Consider the following 22500-nt stretch of genomic DNA (forward strand, 5'->3'; position numbering starts at 1 on the left):
GGGAAAGGTGAAAAGCACCCCGGAAGGGGAGTGAAATAGATCCTGAAACCGTGTGCCTACAAGTAGTTAGAGCCCATTTATGGGTGATAGCGTGCCTTTTGTAGAATGAACCGGCGAGTTACGATTACATGCGAGGTTAAGTTGAAGAGACGGAGCCGCAGCGAAAGCGAGTCTGAATAGGGCGAAATAGTATGTGGTTGTAGACCCGAAACCAGGTGATCTACCCATGTCCAGGGTGAAGTCCAGGTAACACTGGATGGAGGCCCGAACCCACGCACGTTGAAAAGTGCGGGGATGAGGTGTGGGTAGCGGAGAAATTCCAATCGAACTTGGAGATAGCTGGTTCTCTCCGAAATAGCTTTAGGGCTAGCCTCAAGATTTAGAGTATTGGAGGTAGAGCACTGTTTGGACTAGGGGCCCCCATCGGGTTACCGAATTCAGACAAACTCCGAATGCCAAATACTTATTCTTGGGAGTCAGACTACGAGTGATAAGATCCGTGGTCAAGAGGGAAACAGCCCAGACCACCAGCTAAGGTCCCAAAGTATACGTTAAGTGGAAAAGGATGTGGAGTTGCTTAGACAACCAGGATGTTGGCTTAGAAGCAGCCACCATTTAAAGAGTGCGTAATAGCTCACTGGTCGAGTGACTCTGCGCCGAAAATGTACCGGGGCTAAACGTATCACCGAAGCTGTGGATTGACATCTATGATGTCAGTGGTAGGAGAGCGTTCTAAGGGCGTTGAAGCTAGACCGTAAGGACTGGTGGAGCGCTTAGAAGTGAGAATGCCGGTATGAGTAGCGAAAGATGAGTGAGAATCTCATCCACCGAATGCCTAAGGTTTCCTGAGGAAGGCTCGTCCGCTCAGGGTTAGTCGGGACCTAAGCCGAGGCTGAAAAGCGTAGGCGATGGACAACAGGTTGATATTCCTGTACCACCTTTAAATCGTTTGAGCAATGGGGGGACGCAGGAGGATAGGGTAAGCGTGCTGTTGGATTAGCACGTCCAAGCAGTTAGGCTGGTAATGAGGCAAATCCCATTACCACATAAGCGGAGCTGTGACGGCGAGGGAAATATAGTACCGAAGTTCCTGATTCCACACTGCCAAGAAAAGCCTCTAGTGAGATTTAGGGTGCCCGTACCGCAAACCGACACAGGTAGGCGAGGAGAGAATCCTAAGGTGAGCGAGAGAACTCTCGTTAAGGAACTCGGCAAAATGACCCCGTAACTTCGGGAGAAGGGGTGCTCTTGCGGGTGCAAGCCTGCGAGAGCCGCAGTGAATAGGCCCAGGCGACTGTTTAGCAAAAACACAGGTCTCTGCGAAGCCGCAAGGCGAAGTATAGGGGCTGACACCTGCCCGGTGCTGGAAGGTTAAGAGGAGGGGTTAGCACGTTAGTGCGAAGCTCTGAATTGAAGCCCCAGTAAACGGCGGCCGTAACTATAACGGTCCTAAGGTAGCGAAATTCCTTGTCGGGTAAGTTCCGACCCGCACGAAAGGTGTAACGATCTGGGCACTGTCTCAACGAGAGACTCGGTGAAATTATAGTACCTGTGAAGATGCAGGTTACCCGCGACAGGACGGAAAGACCCCGTGGAGCTTTACTGCAGCCTGATATTGAATTTTGGTACAGCTTGTACAGGATAGGTAGGAGCCTTGGAAGCCGGAGCGCCAGCTTCGGTGGAGGCATTGGTGGGATACTACCCTGGCTGTATTGACATTCTAACCCGCACCCCTGATCGGGGTGGGAGACAGTGTCAGGTGGGCAGTTTGACTGGGGCGGTCGCCTCCTAAAAAGTAACGGAGGCGCCCAAAGGTTCCCTCAGAATGGTTGGAAATCATTCGTAGAGTGTAAAGGCACAAGGGAGCTTGACTGCGAGACCTACAAGTCGAGCAGGGACGAAAGTCGGGCTTAGTGATCCGGTGGTTCCGCATGGAAGGGCCATCGCTCAACGGATAAAAGCTACCCCGGGGATAACAGGCTTATCTCCCCCAAGAGTCCACATCGACGGGGAGGTTTGGCACCTCGATGTCGGCTCATCGCATCCTGGGGCTGTAGTCGGTCCCAAGGGTTGGGCTGTTCGCCCATTAAAGCGGTACGCGAGCTGGGTTCAGAACGTCGTGAGACAGTTCGGTCCCTATCCGTCGTGGGCGTAGGAAATTTGAGAGGAGCTGTCCTTAGTACGAGAGGACCGGGATGGACGCACCGCTGGTGTACCAGTTGTCTTGCCAAAGGCATCGCTGGGTAGCTATGTGCGGAAGGGATAAGTGCTGAAAGCATCTAAGCATGAAGCCCCCCTCAAGATGAGATTTCCCATAGCGCAAGCTAGTAAGATCCCTGAAAGATGATCAGGTTGATAGGTCAGAGGTGGAAGCGTGGCGACATGTGGAGCTGACTGATACTAATAGATCGAGGACTTAACTAAAATGAAAAGCGGAAACGCCTGTTTATCGGAAGTTTGGTAGGCGTTGGAGCTGGACAAAATGATTACTTGGCAACTTGGAATACTTCTAAATGATTTAGTTTTGAGAGAATAATTCTCGAAATAAATAAGTCTGGTGGCGATAGCGAGAAGGTCACACCCGTTCCCATACCGAACACGGAAGTTAAGCTTCTCAGCGCCGATGGTAGTTGGGGGTTCTCCCCCTGTGAGAGTAGGACGTCGCCAGGCAATAAGGAAACAAGCATCTATTCGTTAGATGCTTGCTTTTTTTTAATAGAAATTGCCTTTTAGTGGGCAAATATGTCTTGGACAGAAATTGGTAAGTCTTAGCTTATGGCTAGATTCTCTAAAAATTGATAAATTAATTCAGGACCTTTTTCTGCGGAAACTTGTATAAAAGACTCAATAAAGGGATAGTCTCTATTTGGCATCGTCTTTAATAGTTCACTCCACCATTCAATTTCATACCGTGCAATCATACTTAAATTATATAGGATTAAATAATGGCTTAATAATTCATTGGAAAAACAAGTTTTTTCTTTATCAGCAGAAACGGCATAAGATTCTTCTTTACTATCCCATTTAATAAAACTACCTTGGCTGAGCGGTTCTAACAGGCGAATGGTCAACTCGTTCTTATTCTCTTCTATTCCCTCTAATTGTATACTATGATTCCTTTCTAAATAATTTTTAAAGTGATTTATGTTCATATAGTATAAATCTAATATTTGATTCGAAATAATAATTTTATTACCTGTTTGATCATGTACTTTAAAAAAGGTTGGTCTTCCTTCTAATGCTTGAAATAAGTTAGATAATTCAGGGATATGACTTAAAAGATGCCCCATTTTTACTTTTTCCCCTTCTAAATTTTTGCAGGCAAACATTTTTTCAGCCATATAAGTGAAAAGTCCATTTTTTTGAATCTTTACTTCATCCTGGAAAAATAAATACTGTTGTTTTTTTAGTTTTCTTGTTGAAACTCCGTGGGCAAGAACAGAGGTGGAGTTTGGATAATTAGGGTCGATCGTAAGCAAACATGCTTTTATTAAATGAACAAGACCATAAAATAAGAGAATGGGCTGAATACTCATTGGAGCATTTATAGCTTGGTGATAATACAATTTGCCGTGTTCTAAAAAGTACATAAAGGGATAACAATTCTGATAACTTTTAGAGTCTATATCAGAAATATGTAAATTGCGATAACATTTTTTTAGAAAATTTTGGGTGTATTCTGCTGAAAAAAAACAACTATAAGAGCTCCAGCCTTTGTAGAATTTGGACATTTGTAAACCTCCTTAAATTTTTTGAAAAATTAAACATATTAAACTGACCTTGACAGTATTTTGTCCAATTGATAACCTACTAATAATATTTTTAACAATATGGAGGCGTTAAAATGTGGGAAAGTAAATTTGCTAAAGAAGGATTAACGTTTGATGATGTTCTTTTAATTCCAGCTAAATCTGAAGTTTTGCCTCGTGATGTAAGCTTAAAAGTACAATTAGCAAAAAATTTAAATTTAAACATTCCGCTAATTAGTGCAGGAATGGATACTGTAACAGAAGCAGAAATGGCTATTGCTATTGCTAGACAAGGTGGATTAGGTATTATTCATAAAAATATGTCTATCGAGCAACAGGCTGAACAAGTAGACAAAGTAAAACGCTCAGAAAGTGGTGTAATCACAGATCCTTTCTTTTTAACCCCTGAACACCAAGTATTTGATGCAGAGCATCTAATGGGTAAATATAGAATCTCTGGTGTGCCAATTGTTAATAACAACGAAGAGCAAAAGTTAGTAGGTATTCTTACTAACCGTGACCTTCGCTTTATTGAAGACTTTTCCATTAAAATTTCGGATGTTATGACCAAAGAAAATTTAGTAACGGCTCCTGTAGGGACTACATTAGAGGAAGCAGAAAAAATCTTACAACGATATAAGATTGAAAAATTGCCTTTAATTGATGAAGAGGGTGTATTAAAGGGATTAATCACCATTAAAGATATAGAAAAAGTAATTGAATTTCCACATTCAGCAAAAGATTCTCAAGGAAGATTATTAGTTGGTGCTGCAGTTGGGGTAACAAACGATGCATTAAAACGAGTTGAGCTGCTTGTTAAATCTAATGTCGATGTAGTTGTCATTGATACTGCTCATGGCCACTCACAAGGTGTGCTAGAGGGTGTCAGAGATATTAGAAATGCGTACCCTGATTTAACTATTATTGCTGGTAATGTAGCTACGGCAGAAGGAACAAAAGCTTTAATTGAAGCCGGAGCAGACATTGTTAAAGTAGGTATTGGACCTGGTTCCATTTGTACAACACGTGTAGTTGCTGGTGTAGGTGTACCTCAAATTACAGCAGTTTATGACTGTGCTACCGAGGCAAGAAAGCATGGTAAATCAATTATTGCAGATGGAGGAATTAAATACTCTGGTGATATTGTAAAAGCTTTGGCTGCAGGTGGACATGCGGTGATGTTAGGTAGTTTACTTGCAGGTGTTTCTGAAAGCCCTGGAGAAACAGAGATTTTCCAAGGAAGAAGATTTAAAGTATATAGAGGAATGGGCTCTGTTGCTGCAATGGAAAAGGGATCGAAGGACCGTTATTTCCAAGAAGATAATAAAAAGTTTGTTCCAGAAGGTATTGAGGGCAGACTTCCTTATAAAGGACCACTTTCCGATACTATTTACCAATTAGTAGGCGGTATCCGTTCAGGTATGGGATATTGTGGAACAAAAGATTTGTATGAATTAAGAGAAAATGCACAATTTGTAAAAATGACAGGTGCTGGTTTAAGAGAAAGTCATCCACATGATGTTCAAATTACAAAAGAAGCACCAAACTATTCTCTTTCTTAAACAAAGAAGGCTAGAGTTATATTAGTTTATGGAAAGTTTCCTTAATTTACTTTAGACAGTGAAGATGTCACTGTCTATTTTTTTTATTTTTTTTATGTTAAACTGTACAAGGGAAATAATTAACTTAAAAATAAAGATAGATTAATAGATAAAATAGTTTTGGAGGTTTTAATATTGAAACAAGTAAAAAAGTGGACGGTGTCATTCATCATTGCTGTACTTTTCCTAAGTACACTATCAACGGTTCTACCCTATCAAGCAAATGCTGCTGAAAAGGACGAACTAGGATTAGATACAGGAGCAGCTATACTGGTAGATGCTAAGACTGGGGAAATATTATATGAAAAAAATTCAGATGAACTCCTTGGTGTTGCCTCCATGTCAAAAATGATGACAGAATATATTGTTCTGGAATCGATAAAGAACGGGAAAATTTCTTGGGATCAAAAGGTAAAAATAAATAATTATATTCATAGATTATCTGGAGCTCCAGAGTTATCAAATGTAGGGTTAACTGAAGGAGAAGAGTATACAGTTAAAGAATTGTATGAAGCAATGGCAATCCACTCAGGAAATGCAGCTACTGTTGCATTGGCAGAATTAATTGCTGGTACAGAGAAAAATTATATTAGTGTAATGAATAAAAAAGCCGAGGAATTAGGGTTAAAGGATTTCAAATTTGTTAACTCTTCTGGTTTGAATAACAGTGATTTATTAGGGAATATCCCAGCTGGATCTGAAAAAGATGAAAATAAAATGTCTGCTAAGGCTGTTGCTAAGCTAGCATATCGTTTAATCAATGATTTTCCAGAAATACTAGAAACATCTGGTATGCCGAGCTTAAAGTTTAGAGATGGAAGAGAATATAAAAACTTTAATTGGCTAATTCCTTCTCTAATTTATGGATATGAGGGTGTAGATGGGTTAAAAACAGGTTCTACTGATTATGCTAAATTTAATGTTACCGCTACTGCAAAAAAAGGTGATCAACGATATATTGTCGTTATTATGAAAAGTGAAACAAAGGATTCTCGTTTTGCAGAAGCTAGAAAAGTTTTAGACTATGCTTTTAATAATTTTTCTACTGAAGAGGTACTTCCAGCAAGTTACGTAGACGCAAAAAATAAAACAATTGATGTTATAAAAGGAAAAGAAGATAAAGTAAGCATTGGAACAAAAGATGCCGTTAACTTAGTAATCAAAAACAATGAGAAAGAAAACTATGTTGCCAAGGTTGTACTAGATAAGAAGAAATTAAATAAAGATGGTGAACTAACAGCTCCAATTAAAAAAGGAGATAAGGTTGGTTATGTAACAGTGCAAACGAAGGACGGAAAAGATGTGCCATTCTTAACAAATGATGGAAAAGAGAAGGCACAAGTGGATTTAGTAGCAAACGAAACAGTTGAAAAGGCAAATTGGTTTGTTCTGGCAATGCGCGGAATTGGTTCATTCTTCGCCAATGTATGGGGGAGCGTTTCTGATACAGTAAAAGGTTGGTTTTAATTAAAAACCATTTAATAGCTAAGAACAATAATTTTGGAAATTGAAAGAAAAAGAGCTTCTTGTATTGACAGAAGCTCTTTTTTATTGTTTATTTTCATTAGGAATAATAATTTTATTTGAAAGATTACAATAATTCAGACAAGAAAAAGATACTTTACAGGGGGCAAACAATGAAAACTGGGACTGATAGAGTAAAACGTGGTATGGCTGAAATGCAAAAAGGCGGAGTAATCATGGATGTTATCAACGCAGAACAGGCCAAGATTGCAGAGGAAGCAGGAGCAGTAGCCGTTATGGCTCTTGAACGTGTTCCTTCAGATATTCGTGCAGCTGGCGGAGTTGCTAGAATGGCTGATCCTACAATAGTAGAGGAAGTAATGAATGCTGTAACTATCCCTGTAATGGCAAAGGCGCGTATTGGTCATATTGTCGAAGCAAGAGTGCTTGAAGCTATGGGTGTGGATTATATTGATGAGAGTGAAGTTCTAACTCCGGCAGATGAAGAGTTTCATTTAAATAAAAATGAATATACTGTTCCATTTGTATGTGGTTGCCGTGACCTTGGAGAAGCAGCAAGACGTATCGGCGAGGGTGCTTCTATGCTTCGTACAAAAGGGGAACCAGGAACAGGAAATATTGTGGAAGCAGTCCGTCACATTAGAAAAGTAAATGCACAAGTCCGTAAAGTTGTTTATATGAATGAAGATGAATTAATGACAGAAGCGAAGATATTAGGAGCGCCATATGAGCTTCTTTTAGAAATTAAAAGTCTAGGCCGCCTGCCAGTTGTTAATTTCGCTGCTGGCGGTGTTGCAACGCCTGCTGACGCAGCTTTAATGATGCAATTAGGTGCCGATGGTGTATTTGTTGGTTCTGGTATTTTTAAATCAGATAATCCTGCAAAATTTGCTAGAGCAATAGTAGAAGCCACTACTCATTATCAAGATTATGAGCTGATTGCGGAAATTTCTAAAAACCTTGGAACAGCAATGAAAGGGATTGAAATTTCTAGTTTAGCTCCAGAAGCTCGTATGCAAGAGCGTGGTTGGTAAGATGAGCGCAACAGCAAACATAAAAATAGGGGTCCTTGGTTTACAAGGAGCTGTTAGAGAACATGTTAATGCAATTGAAGCGAATAATGCAGAGGCAGTTGTCGTAAAGAAAGTAGAACAATTGGATGACATTGATGGTCTTATTATCCCTGGTGGAGAAAGTACAACTATGCGACGCTTGATTGATAAATATGAATTTATGGAGGCGCTGCAGGCATTTGCTCAGTCAGGGAAACCAATGTTTGGGACATGTGCAGGGTTAATTTTATTAGCAAACTCCATTAAAGGCTATGATAAACCACATATTGGTGTAATGGATGTACAAGTGGAGCGTAATTCCTTTGGGAGACAACGAGAGAGCTTTGAGGTCAACCTAGATATTGCAGGAGTCGCGGAGGATTTTACTGCTGTATTTATCCGAGCACCGCATATTGTTAGTGTTGGTGAAAATGTCGAGGTTTTAGCTAAATACAATAATCATATTGTAGCGGCGCGGGAAGGTCAGTTCTTAGGATGTTCTTTCCATCCTGAGTTAACGGAGGATCATCGCTTAACTGGCTATTTTATTAAGATGGCGATGGAAGCGAAGCAACACTTATTTGCATAAGCTGTTGAATTTCGGAAATAATTATAGTAAGATAAATGCAACTAATATATGGAATCTACTATGATAGGAAATAGTAACAGGTTACTTATTCTTTAAAGAGAGCCGATGGTTGGTGTGAATCGGTGAATAAAGCCTGCGAATCCATCCTAGAGTAAAAACAAGGAACGCACATGCTGCAAGTAATTGTTTTCGGCTGAAAACCGTTATGATCTTTAAGGTGAAAAGCAGTTTTATGCTTTTAACTAGGGTGGCAACGCGGGTAACTCTCGTCCCTTTTGGGGATGGGAGTTTTTTATTTGCAAAAAAGATTAAGATCACAGGGCGTTGTAACAGTAGATTGCATGTAGAAATAAAACATAGGAGGAATAATAATGTTAGATATCAAATTTGTTCGTGCTAATTTTGATTTTGTAAAAAGTCAGTTACAGCATCGAGGAGAAGATTTATCAGAGCTTGATAATTTTGAAGCATTAGATGTCAGAAGAAGGGAATTAATCGTTGAAACAGAGCAGTTAAAAAGTAAACGAAACGAGGTTTCTCAGCAAGTTGCTGTATTAAAGAGAGAGAAAAAAGATGCAGAAGCTCTTATTGTGGAAATGAGAGAAGTTGGCGAAAAAATTAAAGAATATGATAATGAGCTCCGTGATGTAGAAGAAAGATTACAAACAATTATGCTCGGTATTCCAAATCTCCCTCATGAAAGTGTTCCAGTAGGAGATACGGAAGAGGATAATGTTGAAATTAGAAAATGGGGCGAAATTAGAAAATTTGATTTTGAACCAAAACCTCACTGGGATGTTGCAACAGATTTAGATTTACTTGATTTTGAACGAGCAGCGAAGGTGACAGGAAGCCGCTTTGTATTTTATAAAGGATTAGGGGCAAAACTAGAAAGAGCGTTATTTAATTTCATGCTTGATTTGCATACAGAGGAACATGGCTATAAAGAAATTATCCCACCATTCTTAGTAAATCGAGCTAGCTTAACAGGAACTGGCCAATTACCTAAGTTTGAGGAAGATGCTTTCTTAATAGAAAAAGAAGATTATTTCTTAATTCCAACATCTGAAGTACCAGTAACGAACTTGCATAGAGATGAAATTCTGGATGGGGATCAGCTACCAATCAAGTATGCTGCATTTAGTGCAAACTTCCGTTCAGAAGCAGGATCTGCTGGAAGAGATACTAGAGGATTAATTAGACAGCATCAATTTAATAAAGTAGAGCTAGTTAAGTTTGTTAAGCCAGAGGATTCTTATGAAGAGTTAGAGTCTTTAACCAAAAATGCAGAAAAGGTATTACAGCTTCTAGGTTTACCATATCGTGTATTGAGCATGTGTACAGGTGATTTAGGGTTCACAGCGGCAAAGAAATATGATGTTGAAGTATGGATTCCAAGCTACAATATGTACCGTGAAATTTCTTCTTGCAGTAACTTTGAAGCATTCCAAGCAAGAAGAGCTAATATTCGATTCCGTAGAGAGCCAAAAGGAAAACCGGAGCATGTGCATACATTGAATGGATCTGGCCTTGCTATCGGAAGAACAGTTGCTGCGATTTTAGAGAATTATCAGCAAGCAGACGGTAGTGTGATAATTCCTGAAGTACTACGACCTTATATGAGAAATAGAGAAGTAATTGCACCCGAATAATAGGTTAAACAGTTAAAAAGGGTTGACCTCTTTAGAAGGATTGTATATCCTTTGGAGGTCAGCTATTTTTCCTAACTTTTTGATTAGAAAAATAAAAATAAAAAATATAGTTGACTTATGAATTAATAGATGATATATTATTACTTGTCTGATGGAGGAATACCCAAGTCCGGCTGAAGGGATCGGTCTTGAAAACCGACAGGCGGGTCAAACCGCGCAGGGGTTCGAATCCCCTTTCCTCCTCCATGATTTTATATTTTACATTGCGCATAATATTTGGAGATATATGTGACCTGCTACTACGGTAGCAGGTTTTTTATGTTTTATAAGGCTTTTTTATAAAAATTATTACTAGTAGCATCCATAGATTGAATAAATAAAAAAGGATTTTCCTTTGTTTTCTTTACAGCCAGACTTTTTGATGAACGCCTGGCTGTAAAAGGGAAAACATGGAAAGTCCTTTTACGCTTTTTTGCTATAGTTTTTATGTTGAAGAATAGTACCTATTTTTTCTATTATAGGTTCGATAGATTGGCTGCCAGCAATTGCATCATATTCGTTAATATTTAGACGAAGTACTGGACATGCGGAGAAATAATCAATCCATTTCTCATATCTTCCATGCATCTCTTTCCAATAATCAATTGGCGTTTGCTTTTCCATTTCTCGGCCTCTTCGATCAATACGCTGTAAAATGTCTTCGAGAGAGCCTTCTAGGTATATTAAAAGGTCCGGATGTGGGAAGTATGGAGTCATAACCATCGCTTCAAAAAGACTTGTATATGTTTCGTAATCTACTTCCGACATGGTTCCTTTTTCATAATGCATTCTTGCGAATATACCAGTATCCTCATAAATGGAACGATCTTGAATAAATCCGCCGCCATATTCAAAGATTCTCTTTTGTTCTTTAAATCGTTCTGCTAAAAAATATACTTGCAGATGAAAACTCCAGCGACTAAAGTCGTGATAAAATTTATCAAGATATGGATTTGTGTCAACTTTCTCAAAGGAAGTCCTAAATTGCAAGGCATCTGCTAGTGCATTTGTTAATGTAGATTTTCCTACGCCAACTGTTCCAGCAATTGTAATAACAGAATTACTCGGAATATTATATTTTGTTCGTAGATTCATGATTAAAGGCTCCTATATTTAAAGTTTCTTTTATTGCGTTTATAATTTTTATTAAGTCTTGTTTGTTTTGAACAAAGTCCAATGTATCACCATTGAAATCTAATACTGGGATCTGTGGGTTATTCTTTTTGAAGTCATTCATGACAACATCGTAATCAGAAGCTAGTTGTTCTAGATAAAGAGGACTAATATTTTTTTCGATGTCTCTATCTCTTTTTTTGATTCTTGCCATAAGCGTATCTAAACTTGCATGTAAATAAATAATAATATTCGGCATCGGCAGGTCTTCTGTTAATATGTCGTATATCCGAACATACTTGTCTAGATCACTATCCTGCAGGGATCTTTTTGCGAAAATGAGATTTTTTAATATATGATAATCTGCAACTACAGGTGTGTTTTTATTTAAGTAATGGTCTCTTGTATCGTTTAATTGCTTAAATCGATTACATAAGAAAAACATTTCTGTTTGAAAACTCCATTCATCAATGTTTTCATAAAATTTTCCGAGAAAGGGATTTTCCTCTACAATCTCCTTAAGAAGTTCGTATTGAAAATACTCTGAGAGCAATTTAGCTAAAGAAGTTTTCCCCACTCCGATAGGTCCTTCTACTGTAATAAAAGGGATACTATTCACACTTGTCCCTCCAGTTCTTTTATTTTAAGAAGCGCACTTTTTTAGGCTGCCTATTAATGGCTATCAATGGACAACAGCTTTTATAAGGATTGCTTCTTTTAGTAGGTAATAAAAATAGTACAAGAGTCATTTTAACACATGGAAGGGAATGTGGACATATGCTTGTTTTTTCCTGAAAAAAATATTTTTAGATTCTAGGAGTACTTTTTAAATGAATGATTAAAAAGTAAAAAAATTGAGAATTTTATTATTGCGAAATTATCAGTCTATGGTATTATATGGGTAAAGTTTATAATTGAATCACACTAGGGGATCCCTTGATAAGGGCTGAGAATAAAGTAGTTACTTTTAAACCCTTAAAACCTGAACAGGTTCGTACCTGCGTAGGAAAGTGGATACCTTTAAATATGTGTGCCTAATGGTCTTTTTTCATTAGGTGTAATTATTAACCACTTTTCTATTATGGGGAAAGTGGTTTTTTGTTGTTTTTTTAAAAATTTTAATATTAAAACGCTGAAATTGATAGTTGGGGGTGATGAAATGAAGATAATGGCTGTAACAGATAATAAACATTCTTTTGAAAGACTCTCCTCCATTTTATTAGAAATCCACCCATATGTGGACTATGTGCAAATTAGAGAGAAAGCAAAAAGCCCAAAAGAAATTTATTTACTTGGTGAGAGGCTGCTTAAGGAAGAGATACCAGCCCGGAAAATAATCATAAATGACCGCCTAGATGTTGCAGCATTGCTCTCTTTAACACATGTGCATTTACCAGGCAATGGATTACCTATTCAACCAGTAAAAAATATTTATCCAACATTATCTATTGGTGTATCTGTTCATAGTCAACAGGAAGCAATTATAGCAGAAAATGCTCGGGCTGATTATGTGATATATGGCCATTGCTATCCAACTGATAGTAAAAAAGGAAAGATACCTATCGCATTGTCATCGATCACTGGCATAAAGAGAGATCTAACTATTCCTCTCTATGCTATAGGCGGAATAAATGAAGAACGAGTAGGTCAATTAGCAAGTTTAGGCGTAGATGGAGTAGCGATTATGTCTGCTATATTTTCAGCGTCTCAGCCATTAAGGGCAGTACAACGAATAAGGGAAAGATGTGAAGAGTGTGGAAATCAAAAAATTTGATGTTGTTATTGTTGGTGGGGGAATTATTGGTAGTTCTATTGCTTACTATTTAGCAAAAGAAAACAGGAAGGTAGCTGTATTAGAAGCAAATACAATAGGCGGAAAATCAACAAGTGCAGCAGCTGGGATGCTTGGTGCTCACTCTGAATATAAAGAGTTTAAGCAGCTTTATCCATTTGCAAGAAGTAGTCAGCTTCTATATAAGGAGCTTTATGAAGAGATAAGGGAGCTTACTGCTATTGATTTTGAGAAAAGAATTGGCGGTTTATTAAAGCTTGCTTATTCAGAGGAAGAAAAAAGGGAACTAGAAACTATTTTGGCTCTATCATCTGTGGAATGGCTGGATGCTGAACTAGCAAAGAAAATGGTTCCCCAGCTTTCTGGCAACATCATTGGAGCAGCATTTTTGAAAGAGGATGTACATATCACTCCATTGATAGCATGTAACGGTTTAAGTAAAGGAGCGCAGCTATTCGGAGCAGAGGTTTATGAATATACCCGCGTATTAGGAGTCAAAAAGAAGGGGATAGACTACGTAATAAAAACGTTGCAAGGTGACTTTTTTGCAGAAAATGTAGTCATTGCAAGCGGAGTATGGAGCAATTACTTCTTCCAGCAATTAGGATTATCACACCAAGTTATCCCGGTTAAGGGAGAATGTGTATCTGTAGAAAATGAAGGATTTCCCTTGCAGTATTCTGTATTTCATAATCAATATTACATTGTACCAAGAAACAATAAGGAGTTTATTATTGGAGCAACGAAAAAATGGAATGAATGGAGCGAGGAACCTTCAGTAGATGGGATAGAAGAAGTTATACAAAATGCAAAGGAGATGATACCAGAAGTTGGAAATATGAAGTGGAAGAGAGCGTGGGCTGGTCTAAGACCACAAACATATGATGGTTATCCATTTATAGGAGAGCATCCAGAGATGAAAGGCTTGTATTTTGCAACTGGCCACCAAAGAAATGGGATTCTTTTAGCTCCTATAACAGGAAAGATGATTAGAGATTTAATGTTGGGTATGCCTGTAAAAAGTGAATGGCTAGATGCCTTTAAAGTTGAGCGTCCTATTTTAGTTTAATGGGGAGGGTAGTAATTGAATATACAATTGAATGGTAAGGAACAACAGCTGCCTAAAGAGGTTGTTACAGTAGAGGATCTCCTACACTTTTTTGAATTAAATAATCGTATTGTCATAGTAGAAATAAATCGAGATATTTTGCGAAAAGAACAGTACCAAACACATGTATTAAAAGAAAGCGATAGAGTAGAATTAATTCACTTTGTTGGAGGAGGATAAAAATGTTAAAAATAGCAAATCGTACTTTTCAGTCTCGTTTATTACTTGGAACAGGAAAATACCCATCATTTGAAATTCAAAAAAAAGCGGTAGAAGTATCAGAAAGTGAGATTCTAACCTTTGCGGTACGAAGGATGAATATATTTGAAAAATCACAGCCTAACTTCTTGGAACAGCTAGATTTAAAGCGTTATACTCTCCTTCCGAATACGGCGGGAGCGAAGACTGCAGAAGAAGCGGTAAGAATTGCTAAACTTGCGAAGGCATCTGGACTATGTGACATGATTAAAGTAGAAGTAATCGGTTGTGATAAGTCGCTGCTGCCAGATCCAATAGAAACTTTGAGAGCATCTGAACAATTATTAGAAGAGGGATTCATTGTGTTACCTTATACCTCTGATGATGTTGTGCTGGCTAAACGGTTAGCACAGTTAGGTGTACATGCTATTATGCCGGGTGCTTCCCCAATTGGGTCTGGAAAGGGAATTATCAATCCGCTAAATTTACAATTTATTATAGAGCAAAGTAATGTACCTGTTATAGTGGATGCGGGAATTGGCTCGCCAAAGGACGCAGCATATGCAATGGAGCTTGGCGCAGATGGGGTACTTTTAAATACAGCGGTTTCGAATGCATATGATCCAGTTACAATGGCTCAGGCGATGAAATTAGCTATAGAAGCTGGGAGATTGGGATATGAAGCAGGGAGAATCACAGAGAAGAATTATGGTGTTGCAAGTAGTCCGATTACGGGGATGATTCCATCTTGACTAGTCGTTTTTTAAAGCAGGAATTATTTATTGGTAAAGAAGGACAAAGAAATATTGAAGCTAGTCATGCCGTTATTTTAGGGGCAGGAGCCTTAGGATCAGCTAGTTCCGAAATGCTGGTAAGAGCAGGAATAGGAAGGCTGACTATTATCGATCGTGATTACGTAGAAGAAAGCAATTTGCAAAGACAACAGCTCTATACGGAAGAGGATGCAGCCGATAAACTCCCTAAAGCAGTTGCAGCAAAGAGGAGATTAAAGGATATTAGCAGTCATACGGTTATAGAGGCAGTGGTGGAGGATATAAACTGTCATACAATCGAAAAATTTATAGATGGTGCTTCTATTCTAATAGATGGTACCGATAATTTTGAAACAAGATTAGTCATAAATGATGCTGCAATTAAGCTGAAAATACCATTTCTTTTTGGGGCATGTGTAGGGAGCTATGGGCTTTCCTATCCAGTTGTTGGGGAGGATGCGCCATGTCTTCATTGTTTAATTGAACAGCTCCCTTCCCAGGAAATAACCTGTGATACCGCAGGGGTTATCAGTCCTATTGTTCAATGGGTTGCTGCTATGCAAGTATCGCAAGCCATACAGATTCTTTCCGGTGAAAAGCTGTTCCCAGTATTGCGCTCTTTTGATATTTGGAAAATGGAATATGCGGAAATGAATGTTGAAAAGCTAAAAAAATTAGAGTGTCCTACATGCGGAACAAGAGCAGATTTTCCGTATTTGTCTTTTCAAAATCAAACAAAGGCAGCGGTGTTATGTGGGAGAGATGCTGTTCATATTCGCCCAGCTATGCCAAAGGGGTTGGATCTCTATGTGCTTTCAAAGCAATGGAAGGCGCTTGTCCAAAACTTAATTACCAATCCTTACTTAGTGTCTTTTCAATACAATGATTATCGGGTAATTCTTTTTAAAGATGGACGTGCGATCATTCATGGAACATCAGAAATAAGTGTAGCAAAATCCATTTATTCGCGATTGATTGGATAGAGTTAAAAAAGAAAAGATCTTATCAAATAGATCTTTCCTTTTTTAATCAATATACTCCAATTGGTCTTGCTTGGTGTACAGGAGTTTAGCCGAATCATGCATGTTCTTTTAAGTGAAAACAAGTTGACTATGTTCTTTTGGTTATGTGAAAATTATCGGCCAGTAAAAGCCAGTTTTGGGGAAAGGCTAAACCTAATTTCCAATAACTAATGCCTCTTAAATTCAACTCTTTGATTAAATTAAATTTTGCTTGAATAGAACGAGCATCCTCAAACCATACTTCATGCAGTCTGCCTTCACTGTCTGTGTATTTAAAATAGGGAGCCTGTGCTTTTTGATCATATAGTATCTCCGCATTATAATCTGCTGCAAGTTGAATGGCGGCTTGAGGGCTAAGTGCTTTTGCTACTGTTCCTTCGACAAAGGGAAGGGTCCAATCATAACCATACAAATTTTGCCCCATCGTAATTTTAGAGGGAGGCATCTCCGTGATGGCATATTCTAAAACATCTCTAACGGGTCCAATAGGAGAAACAGCCATCGCGGGTCCCCCGCTATACCCCCATTCATAAGTCATGATAACGACAAAATCGACAATTTCTCCGTGTGCTCTGTAATCATGTGCTTCATACCATTTTCCTTTTTGAGCAGCGCTAGTTTTTGGAGCCAAAGCAGTAGATATTAACCAACCCTCTTGGGAAAAACGATTTTTCGCTCTACGGAGAAAACGATTATAGGCTTCCCGATCTTCCGGGCGTAAATATTCAAAATCAAAATGGATATCTTGAAATCCATATTTCTTAGCGGTAGTCACAATATTATGGAGAAAGTTATTTTGAATGGATTCCTCATTTAATAGGATTCGTCCGAGTTCATCACTGAATTGATCATTTTCTTGATTCGTAATTACCATCATAAGTACATTATTATTTCTCTGGGCAATTTCAGGGAAATTATTAAGAAGCGGTTCTTTTAAACTGCCATCTCGTAACGCTTGAAAACTGAATGGTGCAAGGTAGGTTAAATAAGGAGCTGCTTCTCGTGCACTTGCCTCAAGATTAGGTGCGACATATGTACTACGTGGTTCTACATATGCATTAGACTCGACCGGTCTTTTCGGCCTCTCGGGGATGTATAAACGTAAACCAACTTGTAAAGGTTGGTTAACAGCAATAGAGTTGATAGAAGCTAATTGTTCATAATTCAGCCGAAACCGTTGAGCAATAGACCAAAGTGTATCTCCTGATTGAACCCAATAAAAGCTGCCGATAATAGGGATAACGAGTGCTTGCCCTATTACTAATCGGTCTGGATTTGGTAGATCATTCGCTTCTACTATATCATTAACCGTAGTACCGTATGCAGCTGCAATGCCTGTTAATGTTTGATTATTACGGACAACGTGAATTTGCATATTCTTCCCTCCTGACAGGATACATTATTATAGTTTATGAGGAAGAAAGAGCAGAAATGATTGTATTTTCATTGAATGTAAATATTTTCGCATTCATGACATTCTTCATCATGCGAATAGCATATTGATTATCCTCATTATCAACAGAAGCAATGCAATTATCTGGAATAAGAAGCGGGTACTCTCGCATATAGGCATCATTAGCAGTAAATAAAACGCAAATATTTCCGGCAATTCCAGTAAGAATAAGGTTTTTGACCTGCAATTGGTGAAGTAGTGTATATAAAGCCGTGCCATAAAAAGCAGAATGTCTTGGTTTGATTAAAAAATAGTCGGTATCATCAGGTCTGATTTTATCAATAATAGGTTCACTTTTTTCATTACTACAATAATCAATTACTTTATTCAATTCAGCTTGCCATAGATTATAATGGTCGTTGATATAAATAATCGGTATTTTTTCTTTTTTGCATTGTTTTTTAAGCAATTGAATATGTTCTGCAATTATTAATGCTTTTTCTGCTAAAATATTTCCATGCTCAAAGTGAAAGTCATTTATCATATCAATAATCAAGAGAGCTGTGTCAGATGATTTCATATGGTTCTCCTTTTCTATGTAAGATGGTAGAATAAAAAATTAGCTAGTGCGATGGAAGATAAACTAAATTCCAGCATAGGTTAGTTGGAAAAGAGGATTGATTTTCTTAGTTTAAGTAAAAGAAGAATTTTCATTACAAATTTTGTGTTTTTATATAGGTGGGCTGTAATTATGGAAGTAAATCAAGATCAATTATTTATGAAAATAGCTATAGAGGAAGCAAGGAAGGCTGCAGAAATAGGAGAAGTGCCGATTGGTGCAGTTGTTGCTTATAAAGGAGAAGTAATTGCTAGAGCACATAATTTAAGAGAAACAGACCAATCTGCCATTGCTCATGCTGAATTGCTTGCTATTGAGAAGGCATGCACAGCATTGGGAACATGGAGACTAGAGGAAGTTACGCTTTATGTTACGTTAGAGCCATGTGCTATGTGTTCTGGGGCTATCCTGCTGTCACGAATTCCAAGGGTGGTTTATGGTGCAGCTGATCCAAAGGGAGGATGCGCGGGTACTTTTATGAATTTGCTTCAAGATAACCGATTTAACCATCAGAGTGAAGTAATTACAGGTGTATTAGCAGAAGAGTGTGGACAGTTATTAACATCTTTTTTTCGGGAGATTAGAAACCGAAGAAAGAAGAAAAAAGAACGGAAGACAAGCAATTCGGATGCTTACAATAATTAACAAATGCTTTATGTTGATTTTTCCGTCCATTATCAGTATACTAAGAGTGTGTCTTAGGACACCTAATACTTCGGTATCAATTTTGTCGTGCTAAGCGGGGAGGTAGCGGTGCCCTGTACTCGCAATCCGCTCTAGCGAGGCTGAATTCCTTTCTGAGGCTGGTATCCTGTAGGGTCTGCCTTAAGTAAGTGGTGTTGACGTCCGGGTCCTGCGCAATGGGAATCCATGAACCATGTCAGGTCCGGAAGGAAGCAGCATTAAGTGGACACCCCCATGTGCCGCAGGGTTACCTGGACTGAGCTAACTACTTAAGTAACGCTTATGGGTGCCAGTCGATGAAAGGTGCACGGCAGTTATATTTATACATACAAAACTCATCCTATGTGGATGAGTTTTTTTGTAAGTTAAAGGGAGTGGCTGCATTCCTTTTGTTTGAAAATAGTTGTTCTCTTAGAAAAAGAGAATAACTATTTTCATGTCTTTATGTATGCTATTATGGATGTAAAAATATAAACGGATAAGCTATAATAAAAAGGAAAATAAAAAATGGAGGGTACTATGAACTATCAAGCTTTATATCGGGTTTGGCGTCCTCAACAGTTTATAGATGTAGTAGGGCAGGAACACGTAACAAAGACATTACAAAATGCCCTTCTTCAGCAAAAAATCTCTCATGCTTACTTGTTTTCTGGGCCGAGAGGGACAGGGAAAACAAGTGCGGCAAAAATATTAGCGAAAGCTGTTAACTGTGAGAGAGCACCCATTAGTGAACCTTGTAATGAATGTGATGCATGTAGAGGAATTACAGATGGTACTATCCCTGATGTAATTGAAATAGATGCTGCTTCCAATAATGGAGTAGAAGAAATAAGGGATATAAGAGATAAGGTGAAATTTGCTCCTAGCTCTGTACCTTACAAAGTATATATTATTGATGAAGTTCATATGCTGTCAATTGGAGCGTTTAATGCGCTTTTAAAAACATTGGAGGAACCCCCTAAACATGTAATCTTTATTTTAGCCACTACTGAGCCTCACAAAATTCCTTTAACCATTATTTCAAGATGTCAGCGGTTTGATTTTAGACGAATTACATCGCAAGCGATTGTCAATCGAATGAGATTGATTATGGATGAATCAGCGATCTCTTGTGAGGAAAAAGCATTACAAATGATTGCAAGAGCAGCAGATGGTGGAATGCGTGATGCTTTAAGTTTACTAGATCAAGCGATTTCTTATAGTAATGAAGTAGTTACGGTTGAAGATGCTTTGACAGTCACGGGGGCTGTTTCACAAAACTTTTTAAATACATTGTCGAGAGCTATTTTAGATGGAGATACGGTAAGAGGGCTCCAATCCTTAGATGAATTACTGCTTGCCGGGAAGGACTCTAATCGATTTATCGAAGATTTCATCTTTTTCTATCGCGATATGCTGCTTTATAAAACGGCCCCTAATTTAGAGGAATCCTTAGAAAGAGTTTTATTGGATGATGATTTTAAAGATCTTGCAGAAACACATTCACATGAACAAATTTATGAGCTCATAAATTTGCTGAATAAAACACAGCAAGATATGCGCTGGACAAACCATCCGAGAATATTTTTAGAAGTAGCCATTGTGAAATTATGTCAGTTGGAAGCACCAAACATATCTGGACAATCCAATGTAAACATCCCAGAAATCCAATCTTTGCTGAGTAAGATAACTTCTTTAGAAGAAGAGTTGGCGAATATTAAGCAAAAAGGTGTTACAGTAGTCACTGAAGCACAGCCTACACAGAAAAAAACAAGAACAAATAGAAAAGGATTTCAAGCACCTTTAGGGAAAATAACAGAAACACTAAAAAATGCAACAAAGCAAGAATTGCAAAGTATAAAGAGTAATTGGGGAGCTATGCTAAATACTCTTGTGCAAAACCAAATGAGATCGCAAGCTGCATTGCTGAATGAAGCAGAACCAGTTGCTGCATCAACGGATTCCATCATTATTAAATTTAAATATGAAATCCACTGTCAAATGGCATTAGATAATGTTAAATTTATAGAGACAATCACTAATTCTTTGTATCAACTCCTTGGAAAAAGGTATAATTTATTAGGAGTCCCTGAAGATCAATGGCTCAACATTAGAGAAGAATTTCTCAATAGCTCCCAGCACTTAGATTCTTCTGAAGAAGGAGACGGTGAAGAGCGACAAGATAACTCCGTTGTATCAGAAGCAATAAAATTATTTGGTGAAGAATTATTAGAAGTGAAGGATTAATTTTGAACCTATTGGTTATATATGTAAGTAATCTATTATGTAAAAACCAATGGAAACTATAAATTGGAGGTAGTATATATGCGTGGAATGGGAAATATGCAAAATATGATGAAACAAATGCAAAAGATGCAAAAGAAAATGGCAGAGGCGCAAGAACAGCTTGGTGAAGAAAAGATTGAAGGAACAGCAGGCGGCGGAATGGTAACTGTTGTTGTATCTGGTCATAAAGAAATTATTGATGTGATTATTAAGGAAGAGGTTGTGGATCCAGAAGATGTAGAAATGTTGCAAGATTTAGTTTTAGCAGCAACAAATGATGCTTTGAAAAAAGCGGATGAATTAACAAATTCTACAATGGGTCAGTTTACAAAAGGATTAAACCTTCCTGGAATGTTTTAAGGGGGGAGATTATGCATTATCCTGAACCTATATCAAAGCTAATTGACAGCTTTATGAAATTGCCAGGCATTGGGCCTAAAACGGCCTCTAGACTGGCTTTTTTTGTATTAAATATGAAGGAAGATACCGTGCTGGATTTTGCGAAAGCACTAGTTAATGCGAAAAGGAACTTAACTTATTGTTCTGTTTGTGGACATATTACAGATCAAGATCCATGCTACATCTGTGAAGACAGTAGAAGAGATCGAAGTATTATATGTGTAGTACAAGATCCAAAGGATGTCATTGCAATGGAAAAAATGAAAGAATATAACGGGCTTTATCATGTTCTCCACGGGGCTATTTCTCCGATGGATGGGATTGGACCAGAAGATATTAATGTACCTTCGTTGATAAAGAGATTACAGGATGATGAGGCCCAAGAAGTTATTATGGCAACAAATCCGAATATAGAAGGAGAAGCGACGGCTATGTATATTTCTCGTCTGCTCAAACCATCAGGTATTAAAATCACTAGAATTGCTCATGGTTTACCGGTAGGTGGAGATTTAGAATATGCAGATGAGGTTACACTATCTAAAGCATTAGAAGGTCGAAGAGAAGTGTAGGGTACAGGAGGGCTAGCGATGTTCTTTCGAAGAAAGGGAAAGTTAAGGAAGGAATTTGATGAGAAGCTATTAGTTCAATTTAGCCATTTGAAAAAAGAATGGTTAAATGATAAAAGTTTGTTAGATAAGAGTTTTGATCCTTCCGATGAAGTAATTAGTGAGGCTAAATTATCAGAGGCAAAATATTTCTTTTTATTTAAAGAAGCAAAACAAAGAAAAATAAATTTATTGAAATAATAAGCAGACCGAGTGAAGAATGAACTGCTCCTCCATTAGATAACAGATTTTATCTGTCTACTTAATGAGGAGCATATCAGAATCGTGTACTCGGTTTTTTGTTTTCGCATCATCCTTTCAACTTTGTTAAAGTAAATAAGCGCATGGCTGAAAAGTGCTAA

20 protein-coding genes, 1 tRNA gene, 2 rRNA genes, 1 other RNA gene, 1 riboswitch and 1 other annotated feature (1 of these 26 cut by a window edge) are annotated in these 22500 nt (G+C 38.1%); of the genes, 19 read left to right on the forward strand and 5 right to left on the reverse strand.

Annotated elements, in window-relative coordinates; translation table 11 throughout:
* Both NSQ92_RS22415 and rrf read left to right on the forward strand, forming a co-directional pair.
* Positions 1–2424 (forward strand): 23S ribosomal RNA (locus NSQ92_RS22415) (it extends 512 nt beyond the left edge of the window).
* A gap of 129 nt (positions 2425–2553) precedes the next feature.
* Positions 2554–2670, forward strand: a 5S ribosomal RNA gene (gene rrf / locus NSQ92_RS22420).
* Positions 2671–2768: 98 nt separating this feature from the next.
* Here the strand turns inward: rrf and NSQ92_RS22425 are convergent.
* Positions 2769–3731, reverse strand: a complete 963-nt coding sequence (locus tag NSQ92_RS22425; protein ID WP_047944874.1) for a YaaC family protein — start codon at positions 3729–3731, stop codon at positions 2769–2771.
* Positions 3732–3844: 113 nt separating this feature from the next.
* On the opposite strand from NSQ92_RS22425, the gene guaB reads away from it, so the two are divergent.
* The 6 genes from guaB to NSQ92_RS22455 all read left to right on the forward strand — a co-directional run bounded on the left by guaB (position 3845) and on the right by NSQ92_RS22455 (position 10374).
* The gene (gene guaB / locus NSQ92_RS22430) at positions 3845–5311 is read left to right on the forward strand and encodes an IMP dehydrogenase (RefSeq protein ID WP_047944872.1); all 1467 of its coding nucleotides are present in this window, start codon (positions 3845–3847) and stop codon (positions 5309–5311) included.
* A gap of 174 nt (positions 5312–5485) precedes the next feature.
* Complete coding sequence (locus tag NSQ92_RS22435) at positions 5486–6817, forward strand: D-alanyl-D-alanine carboxypeptidase family protein (protein ID WP_047944869.1); 1332 nt, start codon at positions 5486–5488, stop codon at positions 6815–6817.
* Between the two features lie 170 nt (positions 6818–6987).
* Positions 6988–7869 (forward strand): pyridoxal 5'-phosphate synthase lyase subunit PdxS, encoded by an 882-nt coding sequence (gene pdxS / locus NSQ92_RS22440; protein ID WP_047944867.1) that lies wholly within the window; start codon positions 6988–6990, stop codon positions 7867–7869.
* 1 nt (position 7870) lies between these two features.
* Positions 7871–8476: a pyridoxal 5'-phosphate synthase glutaminase subunit PdxT gene (pdxT, locus tag NSQ92_RS22445; RefSeq protein ID WP_047944865.1), complete on the forward strand. Its 606-nt coding sequence runs from the start codon at positions 7871–7873 to the stop codon at positions 8474–8476.
* Positions 8477–8527: 51 nt separating this feature from the next.
* Positions 8528–8753 (forward strand) — a binding site (T-box leader).
* A gap of 94 nt (positions 8754–8847) precedes the next feature.
* Complete coding sequence (gene serS, locus NSQ92_RS22450) at positions 8848–10128, forward strand: serine--tRNA ligase (protein WP_061801296.1); 1281 nt, start codon at positions 8848–8850, stop codon at positions 10126–10128.
* A gap of 153 nt (positions 10129–10281) precedes the next feature.
* Positions 10282–10374 (forward strand) — tRNA-Ser (locus NSQ92_RS22455).
* A gap of 216 nt (positions 10375–10590) precedes the next feature.
* Here NSQ92_RS22455 and NSQ92_RS22460 read toward each other — a convergent pair.
* On the reverse strand, positions 10591–11262 hold the full coding sequence (locus NSQ92_RS22460; protein WP_341153240.1) for a deoxynucleoside kinase: 672 nt from the start codon (positions 11260–11262) through the stop codon (positions 10591–10593).
* Entirely contained in the window at positions 11240–11899 is a 660-nt protein-coding gene (locus NSQ92_RS22465) for a deoxynucleoside kinase (protein ID WP_061801294.1), read from the reverse strand. The genes NSQ92_RS22460 and NSQ92_RS22465 overlap by 23 nt, the downstream gene beginning before the upstream one ends.
* A 297-nt stretch (positions 11900–12196) precedes the next feature.
* Positions 12197–12306, forward strand: a riboswitch (TPP riboswitch).
* Positions 12307–12439: 133 nt separating this feature from the next.
* On the opposite strand from NSQ92_RS22465, the gene NSQ92_RS22470 reads away from it, so the two are divergent.
* From NSQ92_RS22470 to NSQ92_RS22490, 5 genes are read left to right on the forward strand one after another with little or no spacing between them, the layout of a single operon-like run.
* Positions 12440–13054 (forward strand): thiamine phosphate synthase, encoded by a 615-nt coding sequence (locus NSQ92_RS22470; protein ID WP_341153241.1) that lies wholly within the window; start codon positions 12440–12442, stop codon positions 13052–13054.
* Positions 13035–14141 (forward strand): glycine oxidase ThiO, encoded by a 1107-nt coding sequence (gene thiO, locus NSQ92_RS22475; RefSeq protein ID WP_341153242.1) that lies wholly within the window; start codon positions 13035–13037, stop codon positions 14139–14141. The genes NSQ92_RS22470 and thiO overlap by 20 nt, the downstream gene beginning before the upstream one ends.
* Before the next feature lie 15 nt (positions 14142–14156).
* Positions 14157–14360 (forward strand): sulfur carrier protein ThiS, encoded by a 204-nt coding sequence (thiS, locus tag NSQ92_RS22480; RefSeq protein ID WP_047944857.1) that lies wholly within the window; start codon positions 14157–14159, stop codon positions 14358–14360.
* Positions 14361–14362: 2 nt separating this feature from the next.
* Positions 14363–15130 carry a thiazole synthase gene (locus NSQ92_RS22485; protein WP_095323158.1) on the forward strand — a complete coding sequence of 256 codons (768 nt, stop codon included), beginning with the start codon at positions 14363–14365 and terminating at the stop codon, positions 15128–15130.
* Positions 15127–16134, forward strand: coding sequence for a ThiF family adenylyltransferase (locus NSQ92_RS22490; protein WP_047944851.1), 1008 nt, complete (start codon positions 15127–15129; stop codon positions 16132–16134). Before NSQ92_RS22485 ends, NSQ92_RS22490 begins: the two co-directional genes overlap by 4 nt.
* A 127-nt stretch (positions 16135–16261) precedes the next feature.
* Here the strand turns inward: NSQ92_RS22490 and NSQ92_RS22495 are convergent, their stop codons facing one another.
* Positions 16262–17548, reverse strand: a complete 1287-nt coding sequence (locus tag NSQ92_RS22495; RefSeq protein ID WP_341153243.1) for a glycoside hydrolase family 18 protein — start codon at positions 17546–17548, stop codon at positions 16262–16264.
* A 34-nt stretch (positions 17549–17582) separates the two neighbouring features.
* Entirely contained in the window at positions 17583–18146 is a 564-nt protein-coding gene (locus NSQ92_RS22500) for an isochorismatase family cysteine hydrolase (RefSeq protein WP_047944847.1), read from the reverse strand.
* A 171-nt stretch (positions 18147–18317) separates the two neighbouring features.
* On the opposite strand from NSQ92_RS22500, the gene tadA reads away from it, so the two are divergent.
* From tadA to NSQ92_RS22530, 6 genes are all read left to right on the forward strand, one after another.
* Entirely contained in the window at positions 18318–18830 is a 513-nt protein-coding gene (gene tadA, locus NSQ92_RS22505) for a tRNA adenosine(34) deaminase TadA (protein ID WP_047944845.1), read from the forward strand.
* Positions 18831–18915: 85 nt separating this feature from the next.
* An RNA gene (gene ffs / locus NSQ92_RS22510) (signal recognition particle sRNA large type) lies at positions 18916–19180 on the forward strand.
* A gap of 208 nt (positions 19181–19388) precedes the next feature.
* Positions 19389–21095, forward strand: a complete 1707-nt coding sequence (gene dnaX / locus NSQ92_RS22515; protein WP_047944844.1) for a DNA polymerase III subunit gamma/tau — start codon at positions 19389–19391, stop codon at positions 21093–21095.
* Positions 21096–21173: 78 nt separating this feature from the next.
* On the forward strand, positions 21174–21494 hold the full coding sequence (locus tag NSQ92_RS22520) for a YbaB/EbfC family nucleoid-associated protein (protein WP_047944843.1): 321 nt from the start codon (positions 21174–21176) through the stop codon (positions 21492–21494).
* An 11-nt stretch (positions 21495–21505) separates the two neighbouring features.
* Positions 21506–22102 carry a recombination mediator RecR gene (recR, locus tag NSQ92_RS22525; protein WP_016205308.1) on the forward strand — a complete coding sequence of 199 codons (597 nt, stop codon included), beginning with the start codon at positions 21506–21508 and terminating at the stop codon, positions 22100–22102.
* An 18-nt stretch (positions 22103–22120) separates the two neighbouring features.
* Complete coding sequence (locus NSQ92_RS22530) at positions 22121–22339, forward strand: YaaL family protein (protein ID WP_047944839.1); 219 nt, start codon at positions 22121–22123, stop codon at positions 22337–22339.
* The last annotated feature ends 161 nt before the right edge of the window (positions 22340–22500 follow it).

The organism is Niallia sp. FSL M8-0099 (assembly GCF_038006945.1).
In the GTDB taxonomy this organism is placed as follows: Bacteria; Bacillota; Bacilli; order Bacillales; family Cytobacillaceae; genus Niallia; species Niallia circulans.

What these genes read in the sequence shown, in the direction of transcription:
- NSQ92_RS22425 (WP_047944874.1), bottom strand. Translation starts at nt 3,731, where the DNA reads ATGTCCAAATTCTACAAAGGCTGGAGCTCTTATAGTTGTTTTTTTTCA.
- guaB (WP_047944872.1), top strand. Translation starts at nt 3,845, where the DNA reads ATGTGGGAAAGTAAATTTGCTAAAGAAGGATTAACGTTTGATGATGTT.
- pdxS (WP_047944867.1), top strand. Translation starts at nt 6,988, where the DNA reads ATGAAAACTGGGACTGATAGAGTAAAACGTGGTATGGCTGAAATGCAA.
- pdxT (WP_047944865.1), top strand. Translation starts at nt 7,871, where the DNA reads ATGAGCGCAACAGCAAACATAAAAATAGGGGTCCTTGGTTTACAAGGA.
- serS (WP_061801296.1), top strand. Translation starts at nt 8,848, where the DNA reads ATGTTAGATATCAAATTTGTTCGTGCTAATTTTGATTTTGTAAAAAGT.
- NSQ92_RS22460 (WP_341153240.1), bottom strand. Translation starts at nt 11,262, where the DNA reads ATGAATCTACGAACAAAATATAATATTCCGAGTAATTCTGTTATTACA.
- NSQ92_RS22470 (WP_341153241.1), top strand. Translation starts at nt 12,440, where the DNA reads ATGAAGATAATGGCTGTAACAGATAATAAACATTCTTTTGAAAGACTC.
- NSQ92_RS22485 (WP_095323158.1), top strand. Translation starts at nt 14,363, where the DNA reads ATGTTAAAAATAGCAAATCGTACTTTTCAGTCTCGTTTATTACTTGGA.
- NSQ92_RS22495 (WP_341153243.1), bottom strand. Translation starts at nt 17,548, where the DNA reads ATGCAAATTCACGTTGTCCGTAATAATCAAACATTAACAGGCATTGCA.
- NSQ92_RS22500 (WP_047944847.1), bottom strand. Translation starts at nt 18,146, where the DNA reads ATGAAATCATCTGACACAGCTCTCTTGATTATTGATATGATAAATGAC.
- tadA (WP_047944845.1), top strand. Translation starts at nt 18,318, where the DNA reads ATGGAAGTAAATCAAGATCAATTATTTATGAAAATAGCTATAGAGGAA.
- dnaX (WP_047944844.1), top strand. Translation starts at nt 19,389, where the DNA reads ATGAACTATCAAGCTTTATATCGGGTTTGGCGTCCTCAACAGTTTATA.
- NSQ92_RS22520 (WP_047944843.1), top strand. Translation starts at nt 21,174, where the DNA reads ATGCGTGGAATGGGAAATATGCAAAATATGATGAAACAAATGCAAAAG.
- recR (WP_016205308.1), top strand. Translation starts at nt 21,506, where the DNA reads ATGCATTATCCTGAACCTATATCAAAGCTAATTGACAGCTTTATGAAA.
- NSQ92_RS22530 (WP_047944839.1), top strand. Translation starts at nt 22,121, where the DNA reads ATGTTCTTTCGAAGAAAGGGAAAGTTAAGGAAGGAATTTGATGAGAAG.